This window comes from Paraburkholderia aspalathi (assembly GCF_900116445.1).
Lineage (GTDB): Bacteria > Pseudomonadota > Gammaproteobacteria > Burkholderiales > Burkholderiaceae > Paraburkholderia > Paraburkholderia aspalathi.
Genome location: NZ_FPBH01000005.1, coordinates 153,529 through 170,710, shown reverse-complemented (window position 1 = coordinate 170,710; position 17,182 = coordinate 153,529). Strand labels below are relative to the sequence as shown.

Here is a 17,182-nt window from a genome sequence, read left to right as displayed (position 1 = left end):
GGCATGCCAGCGCAATGTACATTTAGGATGAAAGTGCTTCTGCATACCGGCCTTGCCATCCTACTTACACCGCTCGTATTCTTCGGGCTTTCGCGTATCGACCCGCTTGCGCGTTGGGTGGGTAGTGATGCCGTGTGGAATGCGCTGACGCCGGTGTTTCACCTATTTGGTGTCGTCGGTTCTGAGGGCGAAGAAAACGTATTGCTCGGCGCGTTACTCGTCATGAGCTTCGTTGTGGCGACAATCATTGTCTGCCTGGCGTCAGTGCTGATTCGACGTCAGAGAGAGCAACAGGCGGAGCAATAACTGATCGCGCGCCGAATGCAGTGCCTCTCTTACGACAGGCAAATGATGACGCAAGCCAACCTGAATTCCTGTCGCCCAACGTAGCGCTTTGGGGAGACATTACCCACTCTTGCGAGCGGCATAAGACTGCGCCGGCACGACATCGTGGCAACTCGCAAGAGCGCCACCCGCGTGCGTTTCCATCTCGAGAAGCGTGTCCGCAGGAACCGCGCTGGACCATAGGTAGCCCTGCCCCATGTCGCAGCCGATGCCGGCAAGCCAGTCGGCCAGCTCGCGCGTCTCGACGCCTTCGGCCACCACCGTGAGCCCCACGCCGTGAGCCATCGCGACGATGGCTTCCACGAGCACGCGGTTTTTTGGGCAACCGGTGGCCGACTGCGTGAACGAGCGGTCGATCTTCAACGTAGCAAAGGGAAAGCGCGTGAGGTAGCTGAGCGCCGAGTAGCCGGTGCCGAAATCGTCGATGGCGATGCGTACGCCCATCTGGTTCAAGGCGTTTAGCGTGTCGAGCGTGGTCGCATGGTTGACGAGCAGCAGCCCCTCGGTGATCTCCAGTTCAAGCCATTCCGGCCGGCAGCCGGTGTCGTGCAAGACCCGCTGCACGACGGTCGGCAGGTGGCTCAGGTGAAACTGGCTCGGCGACAGGTTGACGGCGATGTGTCGCTCGTCCTCCTGCCACGAGTTCCATCGGCAAACGACGCTGCATGCCTTGCGCATGACCTGCTCGGCGATCGGCACGATCAAACCCGTCTCCTCGGCGATGCCGATGAAGTCGGACGGTGGTATCCAGCCGAGTTCAGGATGCAGCCAGCGCAACAGTGCCTCCGCGCCGACGATGCAGCCGGTCGCGAGATCGATCTGCGGCTGGTAGTGGACGTCAAGTTCACCGCGGGCGATGCCGCGGCGCAGGTCCGCTTCGAGACGCAAGCGTTCGGTGGCGTTGTCCGTGATGTCGCGCGTATAGAACTGCACGTTGTTGCGCCCGGTCTCCTTGGCGTGATAGAGGGCGCCGTCGGCATAGCGCACGAGTTGTTCCGTGGCGTCGCCATGATCGGGATAGACGGCAATGCCGATGCTCGCCTGGACCACGAGCGCCCGGCCCTCGAGCTGCATCGGAGCGGCCACGGTCGATAGTATGCGGTCGGCGAGGCCGCGCAGTTCCACGGCGTCGCGAACGTGCGGCGCGACGATGATGAATTCGTCGCCGCCGAGACGAGCCACGGTGTCCGTGGCGCGCACGCTCGCTTCGAGCCGCCGCGCGACCTCGCACAGCAATTGATCGCCGGCGACGTGGCCGAGCGTGTCATTGATGGTCTTGAAGCGGTCGAGGTCCATCATCAGGACGCCGACCTTGCTGCCTTCCTGGGCGGCCTGCTGCAACTCCTGCAAAATGCGCTCGTTGAACTGGGCGCGATTGGCAAGCCCAGTCAGCGTGTCGAAATACGCGAGCTGATGGATCTTGCTCCGGTACTCGTAGACTTCGGTCATGTCGCGCGCGACAGCGAGCAGGCCCAGCACTTTGCCGTTGGCGTCGCGCTCGAGTCGCAGCCGCGTGTGGAAAGTTTGCTCGATGCCGTCCGAGCCGCGCGCTTTCCATTCGACGTCGGAGTCTCGGCCCGTTTCGATGGCCTGGCGGATTTGCTCGTGGTACGTGTGCTGCTCCACTGAAAACGCTGAAATCTCTAGCACCGTCTTGCCGAGAAACGTCTCCGGCGGCCTGCCGGTGAAGCGCCCGTGAGCACCGTTGACGTACGTGCGGCGGCCTTCGCAATCGAAGCGGACGATGATGTCTGGCAGGTTTTCGGCGAGCGAGCGAAACTCGCGCTCGTGGGCGGCCAGCAGTTCCTCCATGCGCTTGCGTTCGGTAATGTCCCGGCCGAACACCAGGGCGCCCCTGATCTGCTGGTCCTGATCGCGCTCGGCCACCATCTTGATGTGGTGCAGGCGTAGCTCGTTCGAATCGGGCGCGCCGATCAGGACTTCGACGGTCTCCGCTTCGCCGGTTCGAATCACGCGCTCGAGTGTTTCGCGGTAGCGGCGTTTTTCTGCCGCGAGCGTCTCACCCCAGCTGATGTCGTGTGACCGCTGTCCGACGACCGGCGCCACGGGCACGTTCACGCGGTGCATCAGGTTGCGGTTCGCGAAGGTGATGCGGCATTCGCGGTCGTAGCGGGCGATGTTGTCGGGGGCGCCCTCCATCAGCGAGCGAAGCTCCGCCTCCTGCTCACGAAGCGATCTTTCGACCAGCCTCGTCTCAGTGATGTCGCGGCCGACGCAGAGCGCGCCTACCAACCGTCCCAGCCAATCGTGCTCCGCCACCAGCCGCACGTGATGAATCGCCGTGTTCCCGCCGCCTAAAGGGACGGTGAGCTCTAACTCCTTCGGCTCGCTGGTCGCGAGAACCTGTTGGAGCGCGTCATAGTAAGTGTCGAAGCGGCCGTCAGGATGACGCGTGACGGTCGAGATTTTTCCGATCAGGTCGTGCGGGCCGACGTTCAAAGCCTTTGCCATGTTCGGGCTTACGTAGAGAAAGCGGCCGTGGCGATCGTAGCGGCAGATATACAGCGAAGCGTTCTCGGCAAGGTGGGAGAAACCCAGCTCGGAGGCTTGGCGATACCGGCGGATTTTTAGCCACAGGAGGAATGTTCGTGTGGTGCTGCGCATGGCGGGTCCTGTACTTTTTCACGTTCTCGACAGGTAAACGGCGCGCGCTTAGAGTTGGCACAGGGGAAGGCTTGTAGGGATATCCTGATTTTGTTGTGAGTGGATGCGCAGGTGGCGTGTTGGGTCGGTATGTCGTGCGATGCTCGCTATTCGTTCGCTCTCCATTGCTTGCGGGTCGAACTGAGCCGACCGCATCAGGCTGAATTCGGCCAGAAGCGGCTATTACAAAAAGTTGTAGACTCGCGGTCAATCTAGCTATCGATTGACGAGCGCAATATGACTATTCCATTTTCAGGCGGGTGCGCATGCGGATCGGTTCGCTATGCATGTGTGCAGGAGCCCTTAGCCATGGTCAACTGCCATTGCAGAGACTGTCAGATCTCAAGTGGCGCTCCTTTCGCGTCAGGCGTCATCGTCAAGACTGCCGACCTTGAGATCAGTGGTAAGCCGAAAACATATGCAGTTCCTGCAAGCAGCGGTGGCCTCACAACCCGTAGTTTTTGCCCTGACTGCGGAACCCCCTTGTTCACGCAAAGCTCAGTTTATCCACAAGTCACTTCTATCCGATTTCCCTCGCTGGATGACACTTCTGACTTTAAGCCGATGCTAGACATATATACGGCTAGTGCTCAGCGGTGGGTTTGCCTTGATCAAGCAATTCCTCACTTTCCTCAGTCGCCCCAGCAGTGAAAAGGACCTGATCCGATTTCTAGCGCGGCGTTCGCCCGAAGACCCGGTTTCAATACACCTCGGCGAACTGCTGACTAAAGCTAGCGGCATCGCGTGACCGCGGGCGGGATGGAAATGTTTCTCGCGCCACACGTTGTTGCATTCCGCATGCTATGTGCCGCTCCTTAGCGAAGTGCAGCCGCTACCGCCTCATCAATCTGCAGCGCAAAGCGCGCATCAACATCGGGCACCGTGTAGCCAAGTGTCAGTTCCAGATGCGCGTCGCCTAACACCAACTGAACGAATGTCGCTGCCCGCAATGCAGCGGTCGATTCGTCAAATCGCTTTCGCAGAATTTTTGCGGCGAAGGCGCGCACGACCTTCGCACCATTTTCGTAAAACACCTGGCCGAGTTCCGGAAAACGCGCGGCCTCGGCAACGATGGCCCGGTAAAGCCCCAGACTATCCGGCGTAATAAGGCTTCGTGCCAGCACCCATCCCAACTCGCGCAACTCGACTTCGGGTGCGCCATCGGATTGCTCGCCCTGAGCGCTCGCAAGCACCGCGCCCACCTGAGCGCACATCGCGCTCACCAGACCAACAAAGAGCGCCTCCTTCGATTTGAAGTGGCGGTAGACCGTCTGTTTGCCGACGCCGGCGGCCGAGGCGACGTCGTCCATCGTTGCCAAACCGAAACCTTCGCGTAAGAAAACGGTTCTTGCGCCGTCGAGGATTGCAGACCGCTTGCGACATTGCAGCGGGCTCAGGCCGGGGAGAGAAGAAGTGTCCATCCCAGATAAATAACAGATCGTTGAGTAGTTGACAAGACTGGCCAGTCTCGTTTAGATTTGACAAAACGAGACCGGCAAGTCTCGTTGTATGGCTTTTCAACTTCGCAGCCAATCATTGGAGAACGCTTTGAAACTGTTCATGACAGGTGGTACTGGCTTCATCGGGCAAGCGGTCGCACGCAAGGCGATCAGCCTCGGTCATCAGGTAACGGCGCTCGTGCGCAAGGACAGCTCGGCGGCCGCCAGCGCGCTGGCACGTCTCGGTGTGACACTGCATTCCGGCGACCTGCGCGAGCCACAATCTTTCGCTGCGACTGCCGGCGCCGCTGACGGCGTGGTGCACGCCGCGTCGACCAACGATGCCTCCGCTGGTGCCGCTGATGAGGCCGCGGCTGTAGCGATGCTTTCGCATTTGCGTCCGGGCGCGGCGTTTGTCTACACGTCGGGCACCTGGGTCTACGGCAATACGGAGGGGGAGCCCGCGACTGAAGCATCGGCGCTTAACCCGACACCACTCATCGCCTGGCGGCCCGCAGTGGAGCAACAGGTGCTGGCGCTAGCAGCACGCCGCTCGATTGCTGCAGTGGTCCTCAGGCCGGCGATGGTGCACGGCTACGGCGGCGGCGTCTTCGGCATGCTTGCCGGCATGGTCCGTCAGACCGGCGGTGTGAGGATCGTCGGTGACGGTCGCAACCACTGGCCTGCCGTTCACGTCGATGATCTCGCCACGGCCTACCTGAGTGCGGTGGAGCGGGCGGCAAGTGAGGACGGTCGAGTCGCGGGACAGATCTTCAACGTGGTCGCGGAAGATGCCGTTGCCGTTGCCGAAATGGGTGAAGCGATTCGGGCCTCGGTCGGCGCCGATCGCGTCGAACTCTGGCCGCTCGACGATGCTCGCAATTCGCTTGGACCGTTCGCTGACGCACTGGCGCTCGACCAGGTAGTAAGCGGCCAGCACGCCCGGCAAGTTCTTGCGTGGAAGCCCCAAGGCCCCGGCCTGATTGCGGACCTCTCTGTGCAAACGCACTTTCAGCAACTCAACGGAGCATGACGATGGCGTGGAGTAGTGCATCTTTCGAATCGATTCTCGCGATGATCGTAGCGGTCCTGTTCGTGGTTGCTGGGGTGGTCAATCTCATAGGACTCGGCGCGGTGAAGCGCGACTTCGCACGCTGGGGTTACCCGGCGTGGTTTCGTTTTCTCTGTGGCGCGCTTGAGCTGTTGTCTGCGGCACTTCTTTTTGGACAACAAACCAGAGTTTTGGGCCTAACGCTGGCCGGTGCGATCATGGTCGCCGCGCTCATCACGTTGCTACGAAACCGGGAGCCGTTCGGGCATCTCGCCCCGGCGCTGGTCTTCTCCGCTCTCGTGGTGGCTACTGTGGCGCTACGCGGTTGAGGCTTGCTCGCCACCAGGCGAGTGAGCCTTAGACGCCAACAGCCCGCGCGGGCAATCCGCGCTGCATGTGCTTGAAATACGCACATGGATAGCGGCATTGGAGCAACTCCAATTTGATCGCGTGCGGCATGTGCTTACTTTTTGTCCTCAAGGCGGCCATCCTTCGAGGGCTCGTTTTTTTCCACGCATTGACCATTCGACGAACTCCGCAAGTGCGCGCGACCCACGGCATCGATACTGGTTTACCCCGTCCGGTTCATATAAGAAAAATGCCAACCAATCTAAGTTTTATCCATGGACCCATCGCCGTTCGCGCGACTAACCTTGCCAGATGAATTTCAGTGCGCTGTTCACCGGAATCGACGACCCCTCCATAACCCCGACATACCCGGGCGTATCTGGGACGTTCGAGTGCTAATCGCATGACTTTTATATTAGCTGTACAAACAAAATAGATATTTATAAAAGCATCGGCGTGCCGATGCGGATAAAAATGGAGACACCGCATGAAAAGGTTTATCACTCTCGCGTCCGGCGCAGTCTTGTCGTGCGTGTCCGCCTCCTCCGCGTTCGCTCAGTCGTCGGTCACGCTCTACGGCGTGCTCGACAATGGCTTCGTCTATCAAAGTTCGGGCGGCGACAATTCGGCGATGCGCGCGGTGCCTGGTGGACTGTTCGCGACACGTTTCGGCTTTAAGGGCAGCGAGGATATTGGCGGCGGCCTGCACGTCAATTTCCAGTTGGAGCAAGCCTTCTCCGGTCAGACAGGTGCTGCGACAAATGCGGCCGAAGCCTTTAATCGTCTCGCGTTCGTCGGCCTGTCCGGCGGATTCGGAGAAGTCCGTTTTGGTTTGCAAAACTCGCCGCAATACGACGTTCTTCAGGCAGCGATGGACCCTTCCTGGGTTAAAAGCATCGCGTCGCCAATGAATAATTTTAACGGCCTGATCATCCGCGCGAACAATGGCATCTCCTATTACACGCCTACGTTTGGCGGGCTGAATGCCAAATTTATGGTGGCGTTGCGTGATCCGAGTACCGGGGCGGGCAGCGGCGTAGGGTTCTACAACGTTGTCGTCCAGTACATCAACGGGCCGTTGAATGTAGCGGCTGGTTACGAACGAGGAGATGAGCCCGCCGTCGGAGCGGGTGGTAGCTATACGTTGGCGGGCGGTGCTGCCGCAGGTCCTGGCGCGGTATTTAGCGTGTTCAACGCCGGTGCTTCGTATGCGATCGGAGCCAATCGCATCTGGCTGGCCTATCACACGGAGAACCTGACCAACACGCCAAAATACATGCAGCACGACGTCTACCAGATCTCGGACTCGTATCAGGTCTCGCCCTATGCTTTATGTTCGCTGATGTACGGTTACGTGCACGACCGCACGGGAGGGGGCAACAATGCGCAGGAACTCGGCCTGCTTTTCGAATACGCCCTGTCCAAGGCGACCGAGCTCTACACCGCCGCCGGCTTTATCCAGAACAGGAATCAGGCGGCCTATACGCTGGCCGGCACGGCATATTCGGGCTTGACGATCGCGCCCGGCACTGACACGCGCGGCATCGGGGTTGGGATCGTACACAAATTCTAAGGGTACGGCGGAAAGCGAATCGCAGCTTGCTGCTCAAGCATTTAATTTGAGCTAAAGTCTAATGCTGACATTCCCGAGAGGCTACATTTGTGATCGACGAAACGGCTGTCATCCACCCCACCGCAGTTATTGAAGAAGGTGCCGTCATTGGGGCTCGCGTTCGCATTGGTCCCTACTGCTGTATAGGTGGTGACGTCGAGATTGGCGAAGGCACCGTCCTTAAGTCGCACGTTGTCGTAAGCGGGCACACCCGCATTGGCCGAGACAACACAATCTATCCTTTCGCCACGATTGGAGAAGACAACCAGGACTTGAAGTACGCTGGGGAGCCAACCGTCGTGGAAGTGGGTGATCGCAACAGAATCCGCGAGAGTGTCACGATCCATCGCGGCACGGTCCAAGGAGGCGGTATCACCAAGGTTGGAAACGACAACCTTCTGATGGTCAATGCTCACGTTGCCCACGATTGCATTGTTGGTGACCATTGCATTCTGGCAAACAATGCAACGCTAGGCGGTCACGTTATCGTGGATGATCACGTGATCATCGGCGGAATGTGCGCAGTCCATCAATTCTGCGTCATCGGAGCGCACGTTATGGTGGGGGGGTGTTCTGGTGTCGCGCAAGATGTGCCGCCGTTTGTTATTGCTCAAGGCAATCATGCTTCACCTGTCGGAGTGAATACCACGGGGCTACAACGCCGTGGTTTCAGCAAGGAGGCGATACAAGCTATCCGGAACGCCTACAAGCTGCTTTACCGTAGCGGGAAGACGCTTGACCAAGCGAAGCCGGAGATTGCTGAGATTGCAACAGCCCATGCCGAGGTTAAGCCTTTTTACGATTTCCTTGATCGCTCGACCCGCGGTTTGATTCGGTGAGGACGATGGGGAGGGTTAGCTGCTAATGCCTGCGGTGGGCTCCTATGATCTTGACAGCAGGAGGTTCACAATGGTCCGAGATGGCCGACGCTCTCTGGCCCCGCCGCCGTGGCTGAGTCGAAGCGTTGCCTGACCAGGGGCATCACATTAGGGGGTGTTCTGCAAGCACAGGAGCAATCTCCCGCGGACGTCGCGGCATTTCTCAAAGCCGCGTTCGAGCAAGCACAAGGCCGTACTCCCTGAACCGGTAGTCGTCGAAATTAGGGCGCAAAACTTTCGCCCCATATCAAAGTGAGACGACATCCGAACATGCGAAAGGAGAATCATGAGCAAAGTATTCGTCAACATTGGACTTAGCCTCGATGGCTACATGGCACCGGAAGGAATGACCATGGAGAATTGGGACACGCCTGAGTACAAGAACTGGGGCGCCAAGTGGGGGGCGTTGATGGCCTGGATCTTCAATCAACAGTACTTCCGCGAGAACCTCAAGCTCGGACCAGGGGGAGAGACCGGCCCGGTCAATGACCTGCTTCGCAGCACCACGGAGCGCATCGGTGCCAACATTATGGGCAAGCGAATGTTTGAGCAAGGCGAGCGCGCCTGGCCAGAGGAGGCTCCGTTTCACACACCGGTATACGTTCTTACCCATGAGAAACGCGAGCCCTGGGTGCGCCCGGGTGGCACGACCTTCCACTTCATCAATGACGGGCCGGAGCGTGCCCTTGAGCTGGCTCGGGAATCCGCAGGCAGTCGTGATGTTCGTATCGCGGGTGGAGCCGATGTGATCCAGCAGTACCTGACCATGGGTGTCGTTGACGAACTGGAAATTGCTTTGTCACCCGTGTTGTTCGGCAGTGGGCGGCGTCTCTTCGAGAACCTGCGCGAGCCCGGGCCGCAGTTTCGCATTGACAGGGTTCTCGATGGTCCGGCTGCCACACACTTGCGCTATGTGCGTCAGTAAGGGTGCCTAACAATCGGTTGCAGCGGACGGTTCGCTGAACCGTGCCGTTGGCTATGCTGGTCCCGTAATTTCAACATGACTTGTGAGCCCACTAGAGACTGCCAATCATTTTTTTCGTGTCCAAAGGATAGCGTGCAACGTGGAGTTACCCGCGATATCGCCGTGCTCGTTGATCCCGACACCTTCGCTGAAGTTGTCCCCGGGGAGCGTGCCCAGGTCGGCCATCGCCCCGTGTTCAAACAGAAACGCGTGCGGCAAGTACGGGTTGGTTCCGGTATCCGACTCGCCGACCACCTGGCCATGATTGTTGATCCCAAAAGCGTTGCTGTCGTTGCGACCGGGGAGCGTGCCCAGGTCAGTCATCACCCCGTTTTCAAACAGAAAGCCGTGCACGTCCCCGCTTGCGGTAGACGATATGCCGATCACCTGGCCGCGATTGTTGATCGCCTGAGCATGGCTGCTGCCGTTACTACCCTGGAGCGTGCCCAGGTCAGTCATCACCCCGTGTTCATACAGAAAGGCGTGCGCGTACCCACCTGCGATGGATGAATAGCCGACCACCTGGCCGCGATTGTTGATCCCCAAAGCTCCGCTATCGCTGCCACCGGGGAGCGTGCCCAAGTCGGTCACCACGCCGTTTTCAAACAGCGCAGCGTGAACGTATCCGCGTAGGTTGGACGCTAAACCAACCGCCTGGCCGCGCTCGTTGATCCCGCTAGCTCCGCTGAAGTCGCCGCCGGGGAGCGTACCCAGGTCGGTCATCGCCCCGTGTTCGAACAGAAAGGCGTGCGAATTCCCACGCGCGGTGCTCGAGGAACCGACCACCTGGCCGCGATTGTTGATCGCGCTAGCTGAGCTGTAGCTGCCACCGGGGAGCGTGCCCAAGTCGGTCACCACGCCGTTTTCAAACAGACAAGCGTGCGTGTTGCCGCCCGCTGTGATCGAGTAGCCGATCACCTGGTCGCGCTCGTTGATCCCGAGCGCGTTGCTGTAGTTAAATTCACCGGGGAGCGCGCCGAGATCTTTGATGGTGAGACTTTGGCCTGCGGCAGGCTGGAATGCAGCGACCGCGATCAGAGTGAAAACAATCAGGACGCGGCGAACATAGCGCACATTGCCAATCATGTTGCATGCGGATTGCATAGTGATCCCCTTTTCCTGGGATAAAACCCGGATTGCGATAAATTCAAATGCGGCACAGCGGGGCACACCTTGCGTTTCGATATAGGAGCAGATCGAAAGAAAGTCGAGTTTTTTGCAAAATAAAAATTTGCTATATATGCCGTTCGCGCGTCTATAGCGGGATAAATTGCGCTGGCTTTCATCGGAAAGCGGGCACGGTTAGTTAGGATTGCTGGCTGGTACAACCAAGACGCTACCGATGATCCACCATGGGTCACAGTGATCAATGACGAGATAGCCTGTTATCCGCTTTCCGTGTCGGAGATTCGAATATGTAGGCAGATAGAAGTTACCGACCACTCTAGTCTATGGAATGCCTTGTTTCAACTTATTAAATAGCGAGGCAAATTAATGACAATGCAAAATTGCGATGACTTGCCTTTGCTTGATAGCGGGTCAAACGCTCGCTCGCGTTTGAGCGCTCGACTCGCAGGATTTCTGCTGTTCGATTGGGGCGCGAACTGAGGTCATGGTGGTGTAGATGGCAAGGCAAACGCAAGCATGCTGCATGCGCGACGCTCAGTTCTAAGGGTTTGTACTTATTTTTTCAACATTGTTTTGTTCTGCAGGTACTTAATTGCGAGCAGGCCCAAGCCTAGACTGCAAGCACTGAAACGCAAACGGGCGTTTGCGGAACAAACGAAGTCTGGAGGTAAGCATCATGAAACTCGTTCAATCGCTCATCGTCGCAGCTGCTCTTGCAATTCCGGCTGTCTCATCTTTTGCTCAATCCAACGAAGCGGTCGCTCCGGCCGCACAAACTAGCGCCGCGACCGGTTTTGGCGGTGTTGCTGACGGCACTTCAGCGGCGGGCAGCCATCATGAGCTGCGTTCGTTCGGCACTGCTGTCTCCCACCTGGGACATAAAATTCAAGGCTCTGTTCGCCCGGACCCGAATGATGGAATGAAGCCCGTGTTTTTCGGCGGCGCATAAATTGACGGGATTTATTGCAGCCTTGTGTCGTTGATTGAGTGCTGCCAAGACGTCCTTGGTCTGTTGATGGAATGACGTAGAGACGCGCAGATAAATCTGCGCGTTTTCGCGTTTAGGAATCTGCCGCTGGGTTTGTTCGCTTTGCGCGGTGATTTCGTTACGAAATAATGTGAAGCCAAGTGGATCATGGCGTGGCTATGACGGCACGGAATCCAGAAAGACGTAGAGTGCTTCAATCTTCCCGTCGCGAACGATGATGACATCCACGCCCGTATAGTCGGGTACCTCACCACGCGGACCGGAACCCCACGCGAGGCGACCAGCATTGTGGAGGGCCTGCGCTTCACCGTGCGGCGCATAAACAAAATGCGGGTGTGTCGCCCGAAGATCTCCCGCGAATTTGTCGAGCGCGTCGTGCCCGACGAACGTACCCGGAGGCACGTAGAGCACACAATCTTCGGTATAAAGCTCCTCGATGGCCGCGCGACGACGCGCTGCGTCACCTTCGCCAAAGACCTCCTGAAGGTTACGATAAAGCAGCTCATGGATGCGGTCGTTCATTGCGATTCTCCTTGGTGATTGACTCTGGACAGAGCCACGTCACGATGTGTAGAAGTCTGGGGAATTGGAGGTTGCATCGCATTACCGAGCGAGCGCCACGGTCTTTGCGATGGCTGCGACGACAGCCGGTCGCGTCGAAATCTCTTCGTACCAGCGAGCGACGAACGGAAATTTGTCGAGGGCCGCTCCGATCGCCTGATGGCGCCATACCCACCCGAAATGGGCAATGTCTGCGATGCTGTACTCGACGCCAGCAGCGTATGGATGACGCTCGAGAATCTGGTTGAGCACGCCCAGCGTTCGATCGACCTCCGCCAGCGCCCGCGCTTTTGCCTCGGGTTGCGGCGACGCCTGGATCGCGACCTGGAATGACTGCAGGAACGCCGGGCTGAGGCCGGATGCGTGGAAGAAAAGTTGCTCGAAGACCTTGCCGCGTTGGGGGCCGTCTTTCGGAAGAAGCTGCCCGGTCTTCTCTGCGAGGTACACGAGGATCGCGGCAGACTCGCTGAGTATCACGTCGCCATCCCCAGGAACCGATCGGTCGATGAGAACCGGGACCTTCGCGTTGGGATTCATTGCCTTGAAGGCGTCGGTCTTCTGCTCGCCCTGGCGCAGATTGACGGGAACCAGCCGATAGTCGAGCCCCATCTCTTCCAGTGCGATGGGAACTTTGATGCTGTTGGGCGTGGCGAAAGCATGAACTTCGAGCATGCTCTGTTGTTGCGTGGCATCGGGGCTGGCGAGATCGACAAGCCCTGGTGTCCTCTTTCGTTCCATGATTTATCTCCTGTGCGACGAGACAAATTTATGGCAGCGTGCTACTTTTCGAAATAGAAATGATTGAAAACCATCGTTGCAAAATTGCCGATGTCAAAATTACCGGACTTTGAAGGATTCGCGATGTTCGCGAAGGTCGCTGAAGAAGGTTCGTTTGCAGCCGCGGCGGCGGCAATGGGCGTCTCCGTCGCCACGGTTTCCCGGGCGGTCACGCGCCTGGAAGAGCGACTCGGGGGGAGGCTTTTTAACCGTACCTCCCGACGACTTGCACTCACGGACTACGGCCATACGCTTGCCGAGCGAGCGGCGAAAATCTACGCTGACGCCGAGGAGGCCGAGGATTTCGCGCGTGAGACCTCGAGCCGGCCGCGTGGCCTGGTAAAGCTCGCCGCACCACTGTCCTTCGGTGCTCGCTGGGTTGCCCCGTTGCTGCCTGAGTTCTTCCGGACCTATCCGGATATTGCCGTGGATCTTCATCTCACGGATGTCCATGCCGATCTGATCGGAGACGGCTTCGACGCCGCGCTTCGTATCGCGATCATGGAAGACTCGTCACTCGCTGCACGTCTCATTGCACCCGTGCGTCGGTTTGTCGTGGCATCTCCAGCCTATCTGTTGCGCTGTGGTCGACCGCAGCACCCACACGATCTTGGCGCCCACCAGTGCCTGACCTACGCCAACAGGAGCAAGCGCGACGTTTGGCGCTTTACCCACCAAAGTGGCGAGGAATGCACGATCACACCAACTGGGGCATTGCGAGTAACAAGCGTAGAAGCGTTACTGCCCATGCTCATCGCAGGACTTGCCATTGCGGAGCTTCCCGAGTTTGTCGCGACACAGTATTTCGCGGACAAACAGCTTGAACCGATTCTGACTGATTGGCGACTACCCGAAGGTGGTCTGTATTTTGTTACCCCTACTGCCCGCGCACGGCCAGCGAAGGTTAGCGCGTTGGCTGATTTCTTCATCTCCAGACTTGCCGCAGCGGAATGGAGCGCAGAGACACTGATGGGTTGGAAACCACCTGGCCATCGCATCAAATGATGGTGTCCGCTGCAAATGAGGTGGCGCTAACGCCATTCAAGCCCCGGCCGAGCCGGGGCGTTGTGTCATCGTCGTGGGCGAAGCTCTGCCGCCCGGCGCCGCCTCGACGACGCAGCGATTGAACTCGGCAATCGCCGTCCGTTGAGTTTGCCCGCCGCGCTCGACCAGCCCGATCTCGCGGCTGAATGTATGCTCGCCGAGCGACAGCTTATCTAGACCTCGTGGAATATGCAGCGATGCCGCGTTCGGTATCAACGCAATGCCGACGCCTTGTTCGACGAGGCCGACGATACCTTGCAACTCGTCGAGTTCGACGACGTCATGTACGCGCACGCGTATCCTGCGCAGAAAGCGCTCGACGAGACGGCCGCCAAACGAGTTCCGGTCGTAGCGAATGAACGGCTCCGATGCGAGCAATTCGCGCCAGGGCGTCTTTGCGAGCTTCTTAGGCACGAGTAGAACGAAGGGCTCGGCGCAGAGGAGGTGCCACTTCAATTCGGCTGGCAACGCGAACGGCGGTTTGATGATCAGCGCGGCATCCACGTCGCCGGAGTCGACCTGTGCCAGCAGATTCAGCGATACGCCAGGCACGACGCGCACGTGCCAACCCGGCGAGCTCACACGAAACCTTTGAATCGCGGATACCAGCAGCGAAGCCTGGGCCGACGCAATGGCGCCAATGCGAAGAAAGCCGGTTGCGCTCGAGTCGCCGGCCTGAGCGGAGAGCGTCGCATATTGCCGAAGCAGATCTTCGGCGACGGCAGCAGTCCTGATGCCGGCTTCGTTGAGTGTTGCGGAGCGTCCGGTCCGATCGAAGAGCGGAAACCCTAGATCTTCTTCCAGCCGTTTGATTTGCGCGCTCACCGCCGATTGCGTCAGACCGATATGCGAGCCGGCATTGCCGAAGGTGCCGAAGCGGACTACGGCGAGGAACGTCTTGAGTTCGCGCATCATGGCGTCTGGGGCGGTGGGATGGCCGCTGGCGTTGGTGTGGCGTGTATTTCATCACAAAGCGGCGGCGCAAAAAAACAGACCGCTTGTACCGCCCGCACCGGGCATTGAGTGCAGGCTGCCGTGGGCGAGGTCAAAGCAGCTTCAGGTCGTCGGTCCGGACATCGCAGATCAGCATGTGACCGGGCGCATGCGTGATGCAGATCGGTGGGCGTGCTTCGATCACTGCGGCTTGCGGTGTGACACCGCAGCCCCAGAACACCGGTGTTTCGCCGTCGAGAATCGCGGTCGGCTCGCCTTCGTCGGGCACGTTGACGTTGCTGATGCCGATCGCGGCCGGATCGCCGATATGAACGGGCGCACCATGCGCGCCTGGCAGCTTCTCGCAGACTGCATACGCGATCGCTGCATGCTCCGGCGTGTAAGGCCGCATCGACACCACCATCGGCCCGCGGAAAGCGCCCACCTGCCGCGTCTGAATCGACGTGCGGTACATCGGCACCACTTTCTGTTCGTCGACGTGACGCACGTTCAGACCGGCAACCTGCAAAGCGTGTTCGAACGACAGCGAGCAGCCGATCACGAAGCCGACCCAATCCGCTTGCCACAACGCCGAGACATCGTCGAGTTCTTCGACCAGTTCGCCGTCGCGCCATACGCGATAGCGGGGCAGGTCGGTGCGCAGATCGATGTTGTCGCCGAGCATCGGCACGAGGCTGCTGCCGGGTTCGGTCATGCCGATCAACGGACAAGGTGTCGGATTGGCGCGGCAATAGGCGGCGAAATCGTCCGCCCACGCCTTCGGCAACACGACGAGGTTGCCTTGCGCGTAGCCAGGCGCCATGCCGCTGGTGTTGCCGCTGAAGCCTGCCCGTATTCTCGCGCGCTCGGTCCAGGGCGTTGGCGCGAGCGCGGCTTGAGCTTCAACGTCGACGCGGACTGTAGTGGTTTGCGTCATGCCAGGTGTCCGTGTTGAGGCGCGAAGTAAGCGCTGCGTGTGTTGGTGTCAGGCGAGAGATGTGTCGGCCGTTTCCCGGATGCCGGCGAGGGTCACGAGCGCGACCACCGCGGCGCCGACAAGGAGGACGGCGGGACTCAGCAGATTGCCGGTGTGGCCGATCAGCGCGGTGGCGAGATACGGCGTGACGCCGCCGCCGAGGATCGCGCCGAAGTTGAAGCTGAACGCCATGCCGGTGTAGCGCACGCGCGTCGGGAACTGCTCGGTGTAGGTCGGGTAACCGACCGACTGCACGATCGGCATCGGCAACGCGACGATGAACATCGCGAGAAACGCCAGCGGCATATTGTGGTGGTTCATCAGCATCATCATCGGGATCACGAGGACCGCGTACGAAGCGAAGCCGATCGCGAGCACTCTGCGGCGGCCGATCCGATCGGACAGCGCACCCCAGAGCGGCATCAATGCGGCCATCGTCATGCTCACGAGCGACATCATCCAGAAGACACTGGTCTTGTCGTACTTCAGGTACGTGATCATATAGATGCTCATGAACACGAAGCCGACCCAGTACCCGGCATTCTGTCCGAACGACACCAGAAATACCCTGAGCATCGCCCCACGATGATGGGCGAGGACTTCGCGCAACGGTGCCTTGACGGGCTCGCTTGCTTCGAGGACCTTCTTGAACGCGAGCGATTCGTCAATACGCCGGCGCATATACGCAGCAATCACGACGAGCGGCACCGCCATGAGAAACGGGATGCGCCAGCCCCAGTCATGCAGTGCGGCGCTATTGACCGATGCAGTCGTCAGTCCGCAGACTGCCGCTGCAAGCGAGCCACCGATCGCGACACCGACCGGCGTTGCGGAACCAAACAGGCCGCGTTTGCCGCGCGGCGCCGATTCCGCAACGTAGGCCGCGGCGCCGGTCACTTCGGCACCGGAAAAGAAACCCTGAACGAGCCGTACGGCTAGCAGCGCAACGGGTGCGAGGACACCCGCTGTGGAGGCGACTGGCAACATGCCTACCGCAGCGGTTGCGATGCCCATGCCGATCACCGTGACGAGCAGGACCGAGCGGCGTCCGATTCTGTCCCCGATCCGGCCGAGCACGATGCCGCCTATCGGGCGCATCAGGAACGCGCTGCCGAACACGGCCAGTACCGATAGCAGTGACGCGGTGGCGTTGTCGGCAGGAAAGAATAGCGGTCCGATGATCGCGGCCATATAACCGTACACACCGAATTCGTAGTACTCGATCGCGGTGCCGGCGGTTGCAGCGATGGCGGCTTTGCGGGCGGTCGTGCCGGGTACGGACGAAGATGGCGTCGTTTCGACATCGAACTCTGCAGCTGAGGCATTCGACATGATGATTCCCACGTGACGGTAACACTAGGACGAGATAGAAAGAGCGTCCGATTCCTTCGATGCGAGGTCGACGCACGATCGGTGGCTTCGGTTCACCCAGCTAGGGTTGGCCGGATGCGTTCAGCACGGGCCGGGACTGAAA

Annotated in this window: 17 protein-coding genes; 9 read left to right on the top strand and 8 right to left on the bottom strand. The window is 59.4% G+C overall.

Annotation, left to right across the window (positions count from 1 at the left end):
• The first annotated feature begins 27 nt into the window (after positions 1–27).
• A complete protein-coding gene (locus tag BM438_RS10515) occupies positions 28–306 on the top strand; it encodes a hypothetical protein (RefSeq protein WP_093634218.1) in 279 nt (92 codons plus the stop codon).
• Between the two features lie 99 nt (positions 307–405).
• On the opposite strand, the gene BM438_RS10510 is transcribed toward BM438_RS10515, so the two are convergent.
• The gene (locus BM438_RS10510) at positions 406–2,970 is read right to left on the bottom strand and encodes a sensor domain-containing protein (RefSeq protein ID WP_093634217.1); all 2,565 of its coding nucleotides are present in this window, start codon (positions 2,968–2,970) and stop codon (positions 406–408) included.
• A 276-nt stretch (positions 2,971–3,246) separates the two neighbouring features.
• Here BM438_RS10510 and BM438_RS46980 point away from each other — a divergent pair, with 276 nt between their 5' ends.
• A complete protein-coding gene (locus BM438_RS46980) occupies positions 3,247–3,660 on the top strand; it encodes a GFA family protein (RefSeq protein WP_093634216.1) in 414 nt (137 codons plus the stop codon).
• Between the two features lie 164 nt (positions 3,661–3,824).
• On the opposite strand, the gene BM438_RS10500 is transcribed toward BM438_RS46980, so the two are convergent.
• The gene (locus BM438_RS10500) at positions 3,825–4,430 is read right to left on the bottom strand and encodes a TetR/AcrR family transcriptional regulator (RefSeq protein ID WP_093634215.1); all 606 of its coding nucleotides are present in this window, start codon (positions 4,428–4,430) and stop codon (positions 3,825–3,827) included.
• 127 nt (positions 4,431–4,557) lie between these two features.
• On the opposite strand from BM438_RS10500, the gene BM438_RS10495 reads away from it, so the two are divergent.
• The 5 genes from BM438_RS10495 (at position 4,558) to BM438_RS10475 (ending at position 9,262) form a co-directional block, all read left to right on the top strand.
• Positions 4,558–5,481 carry an NAD-dependent epimerase/dehydratase family protein gene (locus tag BM438_RS10495; protein WP_093634437.1) on the top strand — a complete coding sequence of 308 codons (924 nt, stop codon included), beginning with the start codon at positions 4,558–4,560 and terminating at the stop codon, positions 5,479–5,481.
• Complete coding sequence (locus tag BM438_RS10490) at positions 5,478–5,828, top strand: DoxX family protein (protein WP_244179341.1); 351 nt, start codon at positions 5,478–5,480, stop codon at positions 5,826–5,828. The genes BM438_RS10495 and BM438_RS10490 overlap by 4 nt, the downstream gene beginning before the upstream one ends.
• A 551-nt stretch (positions 5,829–6,379) precedes the next feature.
• On the top strand, positions 6,380–7,420 hold the full coding sequence (locus BM438_RS10485) for a porin (RefSeq protein ID WP_244179340.1): 1,041 nt from the start codon (positions 6,380–6,382) through the stop codon (positions 7,418–7,420).
• Positions 7,421–7,509: 89 nt separating this feature from the next.
• Positions 7,510–8,298: an acyl-ACP--UDP-N-acetylglucosamine O-acyltransferase gene (gene lpxA, locus BM438_RS10480; RefSeq protein ID WP_093634212.1), complete on the top strand. Its 789-nt coding sequence runs from the start codon at positions 7,510–7,512 to the stop codon at positions 8,296–8,298.
• 325 nt (positions 8,299–8,623) lie between these two features.
• Complete coding sequence (locus tag BM438_RS10475) at positions 8,624–9,262, top strand: dihydrofolate reductase family protein (protein ID WP_093634211.1); 639 nt, start codon at positions 8,624–8,626, stop codon at positions 9,260–9,262.
• A 105-nt stretch (positions 9,263–9,367) separates the two neighbouring features.
• Here the strand turns inward: BM438_RS10475 and BM438_RS10470 are convergent, their stop codons facing one another.
• Entirely contained in the window at positions 9,368–10,405 is a 1,038-nt protein-coding gene (locus BM438_RS10470; RefSeq protein ID WP_244179339.1) for an HAF repeat-containing protein, read from the bottom strand.
• A gap of 700 nt (positions 10,406–11,105) precedes the next feature.
• Between BM438_RS10470 and BM438_RS10465 the strand changes: the two genes are divergently transcribed.
• Entirely contained in the window at positions 11,106–11,378 is a 273-nt protein-coding gene (locus BM438_RS10465; RefSeq protein ID WP_093634210.1) for a hypothetical protein, read from the top strand.
• Positions 11,379–11,573: 195 nt separating this feature from the next.
• On the opposite strand, the gene BM438_RS10460 is transcribed toward BM438_RS10465, so the two are convergent.
• On the bottom strand, positions 11,574–11,939 hold the full coding sequence (locus BM438_RS10460) for a nuclear transport factor 2 family protein (RefSeq protein WP_093634209.1): 366 nt from the start codon (positions 11,937–11,939) through the stop codon (positions 11,574–11,576).
• A gap of 81 nt (positions 11,940–12,020) precedes the next feature.
• Positions 12,021–12,716 carry a glutathione S-transferase family protein gene (locus BM438_RS10455; protein WP_244179338.1) on the bottom strand — a complete coding sequence of 232 codons (696 nt, stop codon included), beginning with the start codon at positions 12,714–12,716 and terminating at the stop codon, positions 12,021–12,023.
• A 90-nt stretch (positions 12,717–12,806) separates the two neighbouring features.
• Between BM438_RS10455 and BM438_RS10450 the strand changes: the two genes are divergently transcribed.
• The gene (locus BM438_RS10450; RefSeq protein ID WP_093634208.1) at positions 12,807–13,760 is read left to right on the top strand and encodes a LysR family transcriptional regulator; all 954 of its coding nucleotides are present in this window, start codon (positions 12,807–12,809) and stop codon (positions 13,758–13,760) included.
• Between the two features lie 36 nt (positions 13,761–13,796).
• Here the strand turns inward: BM438_RS10450 and BM438_RS10445 are convergent, their stop codons facing one another.
• The 3 genes from BM438_RS10445 to BM438_RS10435 form a co-directional block, all read right to left on the bottom strand.
• Positions 13,797–14,714 carry a LysR family transcriptional regulator gene (locus tag BM438_RS10445; RefSeq protein WP_093634207.1) on the bottom strand — a complete coding sequence of 306 codons (918 nt, stop codon included), beginning with the start codon at positions 14,712–14,714 and terminating at the stop codon, positions 13,797–13,799.
• Between the two features lie 130 nt (positions 14,715–14,844).
• Positions 14,845–15,669, bottom strand: a complete 825-nt coding sequence (locus BM438_RS10440) for a putative hydro-lyase (protein WP_093634206.1) — start codon at positions 15,667–15,669, stop codon at positions 14,845–14,847.
• A 48-nt stretch (positions 15,670–15,717) separates the two neighbouring features.
• Complete coding sequence (locus BM438_RS10435) at positions 15,718–17,040, bottom strand: MFS transporter (RefSeq protein WP_093634205.1); 1,323 nt, start codon at positions 17,038–17,040, stop codon at positions 15,718–15,720.
• Positions 17,041–17,182: the final 142 nt, after the last annotated feature.